11 protein-coding genes and 1 pseudogene are annotated in these 12,141 nt (G+C 74.8%); 6 read left to right on the top strand and 6 right to left on the bottom strand.

Translation table 11 applies throughout. The annotated features are described in order from the left end of the window. Positions 1–56 precede the first annotated feature (56 nt). On the top strand, positions 57–281 hold the full coding sequence (locus tag OP18_RS22460) for a hypothetical protein (protein WP_033360930.1): 225 nt from the start codon (positions 57–59) through the stop codon (positions 279–281). A gap of 363 nt (positions 282–644) precedes the next feature. Here OP18_RS22460 and OP18_RS22455 read toward each other — a convergent pair whose 3' ends face one another. After that, the gene (locus OP18_RS22455) at positions 645–1,763 is read right to left on the bottom strand and encodes an epoxide hydrolase family protein (protein ID WP_033360929.1); all 1,119 of its coding nucleotides are present in this window, start codon (positions 1,761–1,763) and stop codon (positions 645–647) included. Positions 1,764–1,928: 165 nt separating this feature from the next. Here OP18_RS22455 and OP18_RS22450 point away from each other — a divergent pair, with 165 nt between their 5' ends. Together OP18_RS22450 and OP18_RS60770 are read left to right on the top strand one after the other, a co-directional pair. After that, on the top strand, positions 1,929–2,534 hold the full coding sequence (locus OP18_RS22450; RefSeq protein ID WP_052387140.1) for a helix-turn-helix domain-containing protein: 606 nt from the start codon (positions 1,929–1,931) through the stop codon (positions 2,532–2,534). Beyond that, a pseudogene (locus OP18_RS60770) lies at positions 2,531–3,700 on the top strand (MFS transporter); the annotation flags it as partial. The gene OP18_RS22450 and the pseudogene OP18_RS60770, both read left to right, overlap by 4 nt. A gap of 18 nt (positions 3,701–3,718) precedes the next feature. Here OP18_RS60770 and OP18_RS22440 read toward each other — a convergent pair. From OP18_RS22440 to OP18_RS22430, 3 genes are read right to left on the bottom strand one after another with little or no spacing between them, the layout of a single operon-like run. Beyond that, the gene (locus OP18_RS22440) at positions 3,719–4,489 is read right to left on the bottom strand and encodes an arylamine N-acetyltransferase family protein (RefSeq protein ID WP_033360928.1); all 771 of its coding nucleotides are present in this window, start codon (positions 4,487–4,489) and stop codon (positions 3,719–3,721) included. Positions 4,490–4,518: 29 nt separating this feature from the next. Further along, positions 4,519–5,490 (bottom strand): hypothetical protein, encoded by a 972-nt coding sequence (locus tag OP18_RS22435; RefSeq protein ID WP_033360927.1) that lies wholly within the window; start codon positions 5,488–5,490, stop codon positions 4,519–4,521. Beyond that, positions 5,487–6,308, bottom strand: a complete 822-nt coding sequence (locus tag OP18_RS22430; RefSeq protein ID WP_033360926.1) for an ABC transporter ATP-binding protein — start codon at positions 6,306–6,308, stop codon at positions 5,487–5,489. The genes OP18_RS22435 and OP18_RS22430 overlap by 4 nt, the downstream gene beginning before the upstream one ends. A gap of 110 nt (positions 6,309–6,418) precedes the next feature. Here OP18_RS22430 and OP18_RS22425 point away from each other — a divergent pair, with 110 nt between their 5' ends. Beyond that, complete coding sequence (locus tag OP18_RS22425; RefSeq protein ID WP_033360925.1) at positions 6,419–7,549, top strand: sensor histidine kinase; 1,131 nt, start codon at positions 6,419–6,421, stop codon at positions 7,547–7,549. Beyond that, positions 7,546–8,199 carry a response regulator gene (locus tag OP18_RS22420; RefSeq protein WP_033360924.1) on the top strand — a complete coding sequence of 218 codons (654 nt, stop codon included), beginning with the start codon at positions 7,546–7,548 and terminating at the stop codon, positions 8,197–8,199. Before OP18_RS22425 ends, OP18_RS22420 begins: the two co-directional genes overlap by 4 nt. Positions 8,200–8,621: 422 nt before the next feature. Here OP18_RS22420 and OP18_RS22415 read toward each other — a convergent pair whose 3' ends face one another. Next, positions 8,622–8,900 carry a hypothetical protein gene (locus tag OP18_RS22415; RefSeq protein WP_033360923.1) on the bottom strand — a complete coding sequence of 93 codons (279 nt, stop codon included), beginning with the start codon at positions 8,898–8,900 and terminating at the stop codon, positions 8,622–8,624. Between the two features lie 183 nt (positions 8,901–9,083). Between OP18_RS22415 and OP18_RS22410 the strand changes: the two genes are divergently transcribed. Further along, positions 9,084–11,141 (top strand): PQQ-dependent sugar dehydrogenase, encoded by a 2,058-nt coding sequence (locus OP18_RS22410; RefSeq protein ID WP_245635494.1) that lies wholly within the window; start codon positions 9,084–9,086, stop codon positions 11,139–11,141. Positions 11,142–11,143: 2 nt separating this feature from the next. Here OP18_RS22410 and OP18_RS22405 read toward each other — a convergent pair whose 3' ends face one another. Continuing rightward, positions 11,144–12,013 (bottom strand): DUF6292 family protein, encoded by an 870-nt coding sequence (locus OP18_RS22405; protein WP_033360921.1) that lies wholly within the window; start codon positions 12,011–12,013, stop codon positions 11,144–11,146. Positions 12,014–12,141: the final 128 nt, after the last annotated feature.

The following is a 12,141-nucleotide window of genomic DNA, read 5'->3' as shown; positions in this document are numbered from 1 at the left end:
GATAACGCCTGAACCGCTGGGGTCGCCGGACCGTGGCTGTGCTGGGGTAGTCCGTCGTGCTGGAGCCGCTGGCTGTGTTGGGGCCGGTCGTGCTGGAGCCGCTGGAACCGTTGGCTGTGTTGGGGCCGGTCGTCGTGCTGGAGCCGCTGGAACCGTTGGCTGTGTTGGGGCCGGTCGTCGTGCTGGAGCTGCCGGAACGGCTGGCCGCGGTGGAGCCGGTGGCGTGTTCGAGCCGACCGTGGGGCTGGAGGTGCGTGGTGGGGTGGTGGCTTCGGCTGTGAGGGGTCCGCTTGGTTGAGGCCGGCTGTCGGGGCAAGGAGAGCCGGCCTCGGTGGTGTGGGGTTCGGTCCAGCGGCCGGCTCGTCGGCAGGTGATGCACCCGCGGGGTGGGGGCGGCCAGGCTGGAGGCGAGTGTCGGGGCCGGTTGTGGGCGGGGGTGGGTGACCGGAACGGCCCCGCGGTGGCAGGTGTCGGTCCAGCGAAAGGCGGCGCCTGTCGTGGGCCCAGGCGCCGCGGGAGACCACGATGGCGGCGATCGGTAAGCAGGGGGCGCGGGTCGCGTCCGGAGTGGCGGTGGCCGGCCGGGAACAACCGTACCGGCACACCGAGGTCAGCGGATGGGGGGACAAGCGGGGCAGGAAGGTTCAGCGCACGGTGCGGAAGAACGTGCGGACCTCGTCGACGAACAGGTCAGGGACCTCCAGGGCGGCGAAGTGGCCGCCGCGGTCGTACTCGGCCCAGTGGGTGATGGTGTTGAGCGGCTCGGCGAACTGGCGGATCGCGACGTCCTCGGCGAAGTTCGCCACGCCGGTCGGCACGGTGGACGGGGTGGGCCAGTGGCTGGTGTGCATGGATTCGTAGTACATCTGCGCCGAGGACGAGCCGGTGTTGGTGAGCCAGTACAGGGTGGCGTGGGTCAGCACGTGGTCGGCGTCGATGGCGCCGGCCGGGTGGGCCCAGTCGTGGAACTTCTCGCCGATCCACGCCAGCTGGCCGACAGGGGAGTCGGCGAGCGCGAAGCCCAGCGTGTGCGGGCGGCTGGCCTGGATCTGGAAGTAGCCGTTGCCGTCGGCGAGGAACCGCCGCATCCGCGCGAGGCGGACCTGCTCGGCGGGGGTGAGGACGGTGCCCTCGGGCGGGTCGCCGAACGGGATGAAGCCGACCGTCGCCGCGTTGACGTGCACGCCGACGACGTGGTCAGGGGCGACGCGGCCGAGATCGGGTGCGATGAACGCCCCGAAGTCGCCGCCCTGCGCGCCGTAGCGCTCGTAGCCCAGGCGGGCCATGAGCGCGGCGTACGCGGTGGCGATGCGGCGGGCGTCCCAGCCGGCGCCGGCCGGGCCGGTGAAGCCGAAGTTCGGATGCGACGGGATCACCAGGTGGAACGCGTCGGCCGGGTCGGCGGGGTTCGTCAACGGCTCGATGACCTGCAGGAACTCGGCGAACGAGCCGGGCCACCCGTGCGCGAGCAGCAGCGGCAGCGCCCCCTCGTGCGGTGAGCGGACGTGCAGGAAGTGGAGCTCCTGGTCGTCGATGCGGGTCGTGTACTGCGGGTACCGGTTGATCCGATCTTCGACCGCCCGCCAGTCGAACGTCGTGAGCCACCGCTCGACCAGCTCCCGGAGGTGGGAGACCGGCACGCCGCGGGTCCAGCCGGCGTCGGGCACCTGCGCGGGCCAGCGGACCCCGGTGAGGCGGCGGCGCAGGTCGTCCAGGTCGGCCTGGTCGACGGCGATCCGGAACGGCGTGATCTCGGTGCCCATCAAGGCGAACTCCTCAGCGTCGGTGGCGGGCGCCCTGCCCGCTGGAGCCCCAGCGTGCCAAGAGATGCGGACAGCTTCTGACCGCGACAAAGTCTGAAAGCATCTTTTACATCTGCAGGGAAGCGTGGCATCCTGAAAGAGACTTTCAGGAATGGGGGGCGCGGCATGGGACGCGAGGCGCGACGCACGATCACCGAGCCGGAGGTGCTGCGCATCCTCGCCCATCCGGTGCGGTACGAGCTGCTCAGCCACCTGCTCGCGGTCGGGCCCGCCACCGCCTCACAGTGCGCCCGCGCCGTCGGCGACACCCCGTCCAACTGCAGCTACCACCTGCGGGCCCTGGCGAAGGCCGGCCTCGTCGCGCCCGGCGACTCCGCCGACGGGCGGGAGCGGCCGTGGCGGGCCCTGGTCACCGGGTTCTCGGTGCCGCACGACGCCGACCCCGGCTCGTCCGACGGCCGGCAGGCGGCGGTCATCGCCGCGCTCGCCGTCCAGCGTGACCAGCGGCTCGTCCGGGAGCGGCTGGCCCGCCGCGACCGGTCCCCCGAGCGGTGGCGCGACGCCGAGCAGTACGGCCTCTACACCCTGCGGCTCACCCCGGCCGAGCTGCGCACGCTCGGCGACCGGATCGACGCGCTCATCCGCCCGTACATCGCGGCCACCCGCGACGACACCCCGACCGGCGCCGAAACCGTGCACTTCGGCTTCCACGGCTTCCCGCTGAACGACGCCGGGAACCACGACGCCCCGGAGGAAGGGGAGACACCGTGACGAAGGGCCCGCTGGCGCGGCGCGACTTCCGGCGGCTCTGGCTGGCCGGGCTCATCTCCGACACCGGCGACTGGCTGCTGCTGGTCAGCCTGCCGATCCTGGTGTACCAGCTGACCGGATCGCCGCTGCAGACGTCGTTCGCGTTCCTCGTCGAGCTGGTCCCCGCCGTCCTGCTCGGCCCGGTCGCCGGGCACCTCGCCGACCGGTTCGACCGCCGCCGGATGCTCGTCGCGATCGCCGCCGTCCAAGCGGTGGCGCTGCTGCCGCTGCTGGTGGTGCGCGACCGCGGCGATCTGCCCGTCCTGTACGCGGTGATCGCCGTCGAGGCGGCCATGCTCGCCCTGTTCGCCCCGGCGAAGAACGCTTTGCTGCCGACCCTGGTGCCGGACGACCAGCTGGTGGCGGCCAACTCCCTGGTCGGGCTCAACCAGAACCTCGGCCGGCTGGCCGGCGGCGCGCTCGGCGGCCTGTTGCTCACCGTCGACGGCCTGCCCGTGATCGTGGCGGCGGACCTGGTCACGTTCGTCGTCGCGGCGGTGCTCATCGCCGGAGTCCGCGCCGGTACCCCCACCCGCGACCACACCACGCCGCCGGACCGGCCGGGCCCGGGCGGCGCCTTCCGCGGGCGCCGGATCCGGGCCGGCCTGGCGGTCGCCGCGCTGGCCGGATCCGCGCAGGGCATCTTCGCGGTGCTGTTCGTGGTGTGGGTGGCCCGCGAGCTCGGCGGCGGCGCGGCCGAGACGGGCCTGCTGCGCGGCGTCCAGGCGATCGGCGCGATCGGGCTCGGTCTGCTGCTCGCCACGGCGCGGCGGACCCCGGGGCCGGCGACCCTGATCGCGGCCGGGGCAGGGGTGTTCGGGCTGCTGTCGGCCGCGGTGTGGAACGGCCCGGCGGTGACCTCGGCGCTGCCGGTGTACGTGGCGCTGTTCATCGTCGTCGGCGCCCCCGGCATCGCCATGCTCACCGGGCTGGTCAGCCTGCTGCAGCAGGAGAGCACCGACGGGGCCCGGGGCAGGGTCTTCGGCGTCTTCGGCGCGGTCTTCGACGGCAGCAGCGGCGCCGGCATGCTGGCCGCCGGCCTGCTCGCCGACCGGCTCGGCGTCATGCCGCTGCTGGACCTGCAGGCCGCGCTCTACCTCGCCGCGGGCGGGACGGCCCTGCTCCTGCTGCGCCGCCCCGCGCCGTCAGCCCTTGTCGGCGGACGGGGGCACGGTGTCGAGCGCGATACCGAACGTGTCGCGGTACACGGCCACGAACTCCGCGTCGTCGAGGAGCCGTTCGGTGCGCCCGTCGCCGGTCGTGGTGATGAGGGTCCGGCCGCTGACCGTGACCCGGCCGTCGGCGGTGAGGATCGAGCAGGTCAGCTTCCGGGTGAAGTGCGACGCCGGTGACGTGCGGTGCCACCAGCACAGCGGCTCGAAGTCCAGCAGCTCGTACGGGCGCTGGTCGAGCAGGTACTCCCAGCCGCCGTCGCCGCGGACCGCCAGGTCGGGACCGTCGGGCAGGACCTCGTAGACGCCACCGGGGTCGGGCTGGGGGTCGGTGACGTCCAGGCGGAGCGGGTGGTGCGCGAACTTGCCGAAGCCGACGTCGACCAGGTACGGCCCGTCGGGCAGCAGCACCCGCACCGCCATGTGGTCCAGCGGCACGCCGAAGCGCCGGCCGGTCCAGACCCGGCACGAGTGCAGGGTGACGTCGTAGCCGAGGGCGGACAGCAGCGCCGCGAAGGCGCCGTTGAGCTCGTAGCAGAAGCCGCCGCGCCGCCGGTCGACGACCTTCGCCACGAGCGCGTCGGCCCGCAGCACGATCGGCTCGCCCAGCTGGACGCTGAGGTTCTCGAACGGCACCGCGGCCAGGTGCGCGCGCTGCAGCACGCGCAGCGTGGCGAGGTCGGCGGCGGCCGGCCGGGGCACGCCGATGCGGTCGAGATACGCGTCCACCCGTGCGTCGTCCATCCGGCCAGCCTACGACCCAGCCCGCGCGGCTAAGCGGCCCTGATCCGCCACATCGCCAGGCCGGCGAGCGCGAGCCCTGCCCCGAGGAACAGCAGCGACTCCAGCCACTGGAAGCGCCAGTAGCGCCCGCCCGGCTGGTACGCGACGTCGACGTGCAGGTCCAGCGCGGCCAGGCACTGCGCCATGACGTCGAACTGGCCGGAGAGGCAGCCGTGGTACCGGTCGAGGTCGACGGTCCGGCCGTCGGCGGTCAGCAGCCGGCTGTTCGACACGACCCACACGTCCGGCGCGCGGAGCCCTTCGACCTCGGCCCGCTCGCCGAGGAAGCTCAGGCTCCGGATCGTCTCGGCGGTCATGGTCTGCGAACCGTGCACGGGCGTGACCAGGTGCGGCCGGACCAGGGTCGGCACGGCGACCTGGACGGCGGCGAACAGCAGCGCGGTCACCGCCATCGCCGGCACCGTCCGGCGCAGGACCAGCCCGGCCAGGGCGCCGAGCACGACCGCGCAGCAGGTGTACGCGACGGGCACGACGTTGCGCGTGCCGAACAGCAGCGCGGTGAACCGGTCGCCGGCGACGGCGTCGTACGGGCTGGCCGCCCACGTCAGCAGCAGGCTGAACAGGCCCGTGACGGCCGCCGCGGCCGTGCACACCACGGCCAGCCGCACCGCCAGCCAGCGGTGCCGGGACACGCTCTGGTTCCACACCAGGCGGTGCGTGCCGGTCTCCAGCTCCCGGGCCACGAGCGGCGCGCCCCAGAACATGCCCAGCAGCGCCGGCGTCAGTACCAGCAGCGCGTCGAGCAGCTGCACGCGTCCCTGGTACCGCGACTGCAGCGCGCGCAACGCCGGGCCGCACGCGTCGCCGCAGGACGCGACCGCGTCGTGGTGGCCGTCGCGCAGCTGCGTGCCGAGGACCACGAGATACCCGGCGAGCACCGCGAGGGCGACACCGGTCACGAGCAGCTGCGCGCGCAGCTGCCGCCAGGCCAGCCAGGTCATCGGGTGCCCCTCTCGGTGCCGCGGTGCAGGTACGCCAGGACGAGCTCCTCCAGCCGCACCGGCCCGGCGCCGGTGCCGGCCGGCACCGGCCCGCGCACGACGGCGCCGTGCACGACGTCCGCGCCCGCCGGCGGCGACGGCACCCGGTGGTGCGCGTCGAGCAGCGCGGTGACGTCGCCGGCCAGCTGGACCCGGCCGCCGGCGAGCACCACGAGGTGGTCGCAGACCCGCTCGACGTCCGACAGCAGGTGCGAGGACAGCACCGCCGTCGCGCCCAGCTCGGTCACCGACTCGATCAGCGTGCGCAGGAACCCCTCCCGGGCGAGCGGGTCGAGGGCGGCGACCGGTTCGTCGAGGATGAGCAGCTCGGGCCGCTTCGCGGCGGCCAGGGTCAGCGCCAGCTGGGCGCGCTGCCCGCCGGAGAGCCGGCCCGCGCGCTGCCGCGGGTCCAGCCCGAGCGCCGCGACCCGCCGCGCGGCGAAGGCGGCGTCCCAGGCCGGGTTGAGCCGGGCGCCGAGGCGCAGGTGGTCCGCGACGCTGAGGGTGGCGTACACCGGCGTGTCCTGCGCGACGAACCCGACCCGCGCCAGTCGCGTCCCGGGCCGCGCGCCGAGCACCCGCACGCTGCCCGACGTCGGCGCGATCAGGCCGCAGGCGAGCTGCAGCAGGGTGGACTTGCCGGCGCCGTTCGGCCCGACGAGCCCGACGACCCGCCCCGGCGGGATGCGCAGGCTGCAGTCGGCGAGCGCGACCCGCCGCCCGTAGCGTCTGGTGAGGCCCTCGGTGACGAGGGCGGCTGTGGTACCGGAATCGACCATGCGCCCATCGTCGGCAGCCCGGCGGCGTCGCACATCCGTCCGTCGACGGGGCCGGTGGACCGTACTTCTGACCGGTCCGGCGCGGGCCGCGCCGCTCGTACGCTGGTCGCGTGAGGTTCGTCGGAAACATCGGGCTCGGCGCCCTGCTCGCCACGGTCGTGGCCGGCACGGCGGTGGCGATCGCGGCCAGCTGGGGCGGTGCCTACTTCCTGCCCGGCGCGCTCGCCGGGACGCTCGCCGGCGCCGCCGCGCTGCTGCGCCTGCGCGGGCGGGTCCGGGCGGCGGTCGCCGGGCTGGCCGTCGCCGCCGTCGCGGTGGTCGCGGCCGGGGCGGCCGGGCTGCCCGCCGAGCCCGGACCGGCGAGCGCCGTCGCCCTCGCGGTGCTCGTCGGGTCGGTGACGCGGGTGGCGCCGGCGCGGGTCGTGGCGGCGGTGGCGACGGCGGGGCTGGCGGTGGTGGCCGCGGGCGGGTTCACCCGGCCGGGGTCGTCGGGAGCGTTCGCGGTGACGACGTTCGCACTGCTCGCCTGGGCCGGCGGGGTCCTCACCGGCGGGGCGCTGCGGCTGCTCGACGCGCGCCGGCTCGCGGCCGTGGCGGCGGTCCGCCGCGACGAGCGGCTCACCATCGCCCGGGAGCTGCACGACGTCGTCGCCCACCACGTCACCGGCATCGTCGTGCAGGCGCAGGCGGCGCAGCTGGTCGCGCGCAAGGACCCGGCGAAGGCGGGGGAGTCGTTCGCCGGGATCGAGGCGGCCGGCGCCGAGGCCCTCGCCGCCGTGCGCCGGGTCGTCGGGCTGCTGCGCGACGACGACGGCACCGACCCCGGCGCCCGGGCGGTGTCGACCGGACCCGAACGCATCGCCGACCTCGTGCGGCGGTTCGAGCGCGTGGGGCCGCCCGTACACCTGCAGCTGCCACCGGACGAGGACCGCTGGCCGGCGGAGGTGGCCGCGGCGGTGCACCGCGTCGTGCAGGAGGCGCTGACCAACGTGGCCCGGCACGCCGCGCACGCCGGCGGCGTCACGGTCACCGTGTCCGAAGTGGACGGTGCGGTGACGGTCCTGGTCGCGGACGACGGCGACGGCGGCCCGCCCGGCGTCCACAGTGGATACGGCATCGTCGGCATGCGGGAGCGCGTCGAGGCGCTCGGCGGCACCCTCCGCGCGGGGCCGGGCCCCTGCGGCGGCTGGCAGGTGCACGGCACGCTGCCGCTGCCGGCGGCCGGAGCGCGGGCGCGATGACGATCCGGGTGCTGGTCGCCGACGACCAGGCGATGGTCCGCGGCGGGCTGCGGCTCATCCTCGAGGACCAGCCCGACATCACCGTGGTCGGCGAGGCCGCCGACGGGGTCGCGGCCCTGGAGCTGGCCCGCCGCCTGCGGCCCGACGTGTCGCTGGTGGACATCCGCATGCCCGGCGTCGACGGCCTCGAGGTGACCCGGGCGCTGGCCGGCCCCGGCGTCGCGGACCCGTTGCGGGTCATCGTGGTGACCACGTTCGACCTCGACGAGTACGTGTACGGCGCGCTGCGCGGCGGCGCCGTCGGGTTCCTGCTGAAGGACGCCGGGCCGGCGCTGCTCGTCGAGGCGGTCCGCGCCGCGCACGCCGGCGACGCGCTCATCTCCCCGTCGGTCACGGTGCGGCTGCTGCGCCGGCTGGCGGTGCCGGTGGCGGCGGGCCGGCCCGCGACCCCGCTCACCGACCGGGAGCTGGAGGTGGTCCGCGAGATCGCCCGGGGCCGCACCAACCTGGAGGTCGCCGCGCAGCTGTTCATCTCGCTGAGCACCGTGAAGAGCCACGTCTCGGGCATCCAGACGAAGCTCGGCCTGCGCAACCGCGTCGAGATCGCCGCGTGGGCCTGGGAGCACGGCATCGTCACCGGCCCGGCGTAGCTCCGCGCGGTCACGTCGGGCCGCCGGCCGAAGCTCATCCCTGCCGCCGGTGAACAGCCGCGCCAGGGAGCGAGCGTTCGCGCCGGCGTGCCGGGCCCAGCCGTCGAGGTCGGTCGGGCCGCGCGGCAGGGTCCTGGAGATCGGCCCGGGGTTCGGCCGCGAGGACCCGCGTCCTGGCCGGCGCGTGCGGCGACCTGACCGCCGGGGAGGTCGACCCGCGGCGCGTGGCACGGCTCGCGGCGGCCCGTCCCCGCACGGGCGCCGTCGTGCGGGGCGACGGCGCGTTCGGCGCCGTGGTCTGCCGCACGGTGCTGCGCCACGTGCCGTCCGCGGAGCCGCGGGACCGGCGGCTCGCCGAGGCGCTCCGGGCGCCCACCGCGCCGGCCGACGGCGGCCGGGCGGCGGGCCGTGTCCGGAATCGATCAGAACGGGGCGGGTCCCGAACCGTTCAGGGTCATGAGCACCTGGGTCGCCAGCAGCCGCCGCACGTTGGTGACGGCGACCGTCCCGACCTGGTCATACGGCAACTCCAGGTGCAGCCCGTCAGCGGCGGCCCGGATGTCGTCGTTGACCTCGTTCGGCCGGAATGTACCGCTCCAGCCGCCGGGGGCGCCGCGGCGGTTGAGGCCCAGCGACGCCATGCCGGTGACCCGTGCCCCGTTGGTGAGGATGAGCGTCGCAGGTCCCGAGTACGTGGTCATACCTACGACCGTAGCGGTCGGTGGCGGCGACGACCGCAGGAAGCGCCGGTGCGCGGGCCAGTCTGAAGTGTCCCTTAAATGTCGGTCCACCGCGGGCGATCACGGTGACGTGCGCCTATCGTTCCACTTCGATCGGATGATTCGATCGGGTTACCGCTCGTTTGTGCCGAAAGGGAGGCGATGATGCGGGTGTCGAGATGGGTGGCCGCGGGCGTGACGGCCGCCGGCGTGCTCGCCGTCGGCGTGGTGGCGGCCAGGACCCCGGCCGACGCCGCGGCCGGAGCGACGGTGGTGAGCGCCGCCTCCGGGCGCTGCCTCGACGTGGTCGGCCAGTCGCAGGCGGACAAGGCGGGCGTGGACATCTACGATTGCAACGGCCAGGCGAACCAGGCCTGGACGTACACGGCCGCGGGTGAGTTCCGGGTGTACGCCAGCCCCAAGTGTCTCGACGTCGCCGGGCAGGACACGACCGCGCCGGCCGTGGTGCAGATCTACACCTGCAACGGCGGTGCCAACCAGCGGTGGCGGATCAACGCCGACGGCACGATCACCGGCGTGCAGTCGGGGCTGTGCCTGGACGTCACCGGCGCTGCCACGGCGAACAGCACCCCGGTCGGGCTGTGGACCTGCAACGGGCAGAGCAACCAGCGGTGGAGCACCCGGGCGGGCGACACGCGGCCGCCGACGGTGCCCGGCAACCCGAGGATCAGCAACCTGGTCTGCGACGCCGTCACGTTCTCGTGGAACGCGGCCACCGACGACGTGGGCGTGGCGTTCTACGACGTGTACCACGACGGGCAGCTGATGAAGTCGATCACCACTCTGTCCACCGACCTGACCGTCGTCCCCGGGGTCACCTGGGGGCTCTACGTCAACGCCCGCGACGCCGCCGGCAACGTGTCGCAGGCCAGCGCGACGGTGCCGGTCACCCCGCCGCAGTGCCAGGCCGACACCACCCCGCCGACCGCGCCGACCGGGCTGAGCGGCTCCGCCGCCGGCACCACCGTCACCCTGCGCTGGACCGCGGCGACCGACAACGTGCAGGTCCGCGCGTACGACGTGTACCGCGACAACGCGAAGGTCGGCACGATCACCGGCACCGCCACGAGCACGCCGGGCACCACGTTCGTCGACAGCGCCCTCGCGCCGAACCGGGCCTACGCCTACCAGGTCGTGGCGCGCGACGCGCAGGGCAACAGCTCGCCGCGCAGCGCCACCGCGACCGTCACCACCGGGGCGGCGTGCGGCAGCTCGGTGTGCGCCGTGACGCAGATCGGCACCGACACCGACATCCCGTGGGGGCTCGCGACGCTGCCCGACGGCACCATCCTCTACACCCGCCGCGACGCGCACGACATCGTGCACCTCGACCCGGCCACCGGCGTCAAGCGCAGCATCGGCACCGTGCCGAACGTGCAGAACACCGACGGCGAGGGCGGGCTGCTCGGGCTCGCGATCGCCGGCACGTACAGCGGCGACCACTGGCTCTACATCATGCACACCTCGCCGACCGACAACCGCATCGTGCGGATCCGGTACGAGAACGGCACCCTGAACACCGCCAGCGAGCAGGTGCTGCTCAGCGGCATCCTGCGCAACAAGTTCCACGACGGCGGGCGGCTGCGCTTCGGCCCCGACGGCAAGCTCTACGCCAGCACCGGCGACGCGCAGAACGGCGACAACGCGCAGAACCTCAACAGCCTCAACGGCAAGGTCCTGCGGCTGAACCCGGACGGCACCGTGCCGTCGGACAACCCGTTCGGCAACTCCGTGTGGAGCTACGGGCACCGCAACCCGCAGGGGCTCGCGTTCGACTCGCAGGGCCGGCTGTGGGAGCAGGAGTTCGGCAACTCGCTGATGGACGAGACGAACCTCATCACGAAGGGCGGCAACTACGGCTGGCCCGCCTGCGAGGGCACCAGCGGCAGCTGCGGCACCGCCGGCTACATCGCGCCGAAGCGCACGTACCCGACCGCGGAAGGCTCCTGCTCCGGCATCGCGATCGTCCGCGACGTGCTCTACATCGCCTGCGAGCGGGGCGCCCGCATGTACCGCGCCGTCATCAGCGGCAGCTCGCTGACCGGAGTGCAGGCGTACTTCACCGGCACGTACGGGCGGCTGCGCACCGTCGAACCGGCACCGGACGGCGGGCTGTGGCTCACCACGAGCACCGTCGGCGACAAGGACAGCATCCCCGACAACAGCAACGAGAAGCTGTTCCACGTGACCCTCGGCGGGTGACGTCAGCCCGCCGACAGGTAGGGCCACAGCTCGTCCCAGCTGACCTCGAAGTCGTGGCCGGCGAGGCGGACCCGGAACAGGTCCGGCTCGCCGGCACGGACCGGCAGCACGGCGGCGACCCGGCGGCGGTCGCCCGGCGACCCGGGCAGGTGCACCTCGGCGCCCACCGCGGGCACCGGCGGCGGGTCGTACCGCAGCAGCCGCCGCCGGAACGCGACCGGCCGCCAGTCCGGGTCGGGGCGGCACACCGTCGGCACCCGCGGCGCGTCCGCCGGCAGCGGGTGGCGCTCGAGCGCGGCGAGCAGCCGCGGGCCGTCGCACCGCCAGGCCCGCCGGGCGGGCAGGTCCAGGTCGCCGTCGAGGTGCCGCACGACGCGGGCGGCGACGGCGTCGGGCTCGGGCAGCAGCCCGTCGAACCAGTGCCAGACCCGCTGGCCGCCGGACGGCAGCACGCCGCCGGGCGGCTCGATCACCGTCGACCAGCCGCGGGCGGTGTCCCACGCGACGGCGACGCCGTGGGTCGCCGGGTGCGCGCCGACGGCCCGGGCCAGGTCGAGCACCAGCCGGCCGTGCAGGTCCAGCGCCCCGGTGCCCACCTCCCGGCACAGCACGCCGACGCCCCGGCCGGCGAGCGCGCGCTCGACCGCGACGAGGTACCCCAGCTGCGGGTACCGCCCGGCCAACCGCGCCGGGTCGGTGCCGTCCGCCCGGGCGCGCAGCGCCATGACGGCGGCGGTCGCCTCGAGCAGCCCCGCCAGGTCGCCGCCCCAGCCGGCCGCGAGGGTGCGCGCGGCCAGGCGCAGCTCGAACCCTTCGACCTCGCGGTCGGCGGCCAGCACGACGAACGCCTCGGCGCGCCGCATGGTCGACATGCCGGCAGATCGTACCGGCGTCGAAAACACCACGAGTCCGGCGACAAGTCCATCGACTCATGACGATGCCGCTCCTAATGTCGGTCGGGCCCCGGCACGACCGGGCCGACCAGCGAACCGAGGAGCCG

The organism is Dactylosporangium aurantiacum (genome assembly GCF_000716715.1).
Taxonomy (GTDB): domain Bacteria; phylum Actinomycetota; class Actinomycetes; order Mycobacteriales; family Micromonosporaceae; genus Dactylosporangium; species Dactylosporangium aurantiacum.
Note: the sequence above shows the minus strand (reverse complement) of the source record. Positions and strands in the feature narration are given on the sequence as shown.

Bases quoted from the DNA above. Each gene is read 5' to 3' on its own strand.
- OP18_RS22405 (WP_033360921.1), bottom strand. From the start codon at position 12,013: ATGTCGACCATGCGGCGCGCCGAGGCGTTCGTCGTGCTGGCCGCCGAC.
- OP18_RS22435 (WP_033360927.1), bottom strand. From the start codon at position 5,490: ATGACCTGGCTGGCCTGGCGGCAGCTGCGCGCGCAGCTGCTCGTGACC.
- OP18_RS22410 (WP_245635494.1), top strand. From the start codon at position 9,084: ATGCGGGTGTCGAGATGGGTGGCCGCGGGCGTGACGGCCGCCGGCGTG.
- OP18_RS22450 (WP_052387140.1), top strand. From the start codon at position 1,929: ATGGGACGCGAGGCGCGACGCACGATCACCGAGCCGGAGGTGCTGCGC.
- OP18_RS22420 (WP_033360924.1), top strand. From the start codon at position 7,546: ATGACGATCCGGGTGCTGGTCGCCGACGACCAGGCGATGGTCCGCGGC.
- OP18_RS22440 (WP_033360928.1), bottom strand. From the start codon at position 4,489: ATGGACGACGCACGGGTGGACGCGTATCTCGACCGCATCGGCGTGCCC.
- OP18_RS22455 (WP_033360929.1), bottom strand. From the start codon at position 1,763: ATGGGCACCGAGATCACGCCGTTCCGGATCGCCGTCGACCAGGCCGAC.
- OP18_RS22430 (WP_033360926.1), bottom strand. From the start codon at position 6,308: ATGGTCGATTCCGGTACCACAGCCGCCCTCGTCACCGAGGGCCTCACC.
- OP18_RS22415 (WP_033360923.1), bottom strand. From the start codon at position 8,900: ATGACCACGTACTCGGGACCTGCGACGCTCATCCTCACCAACGGGGCA.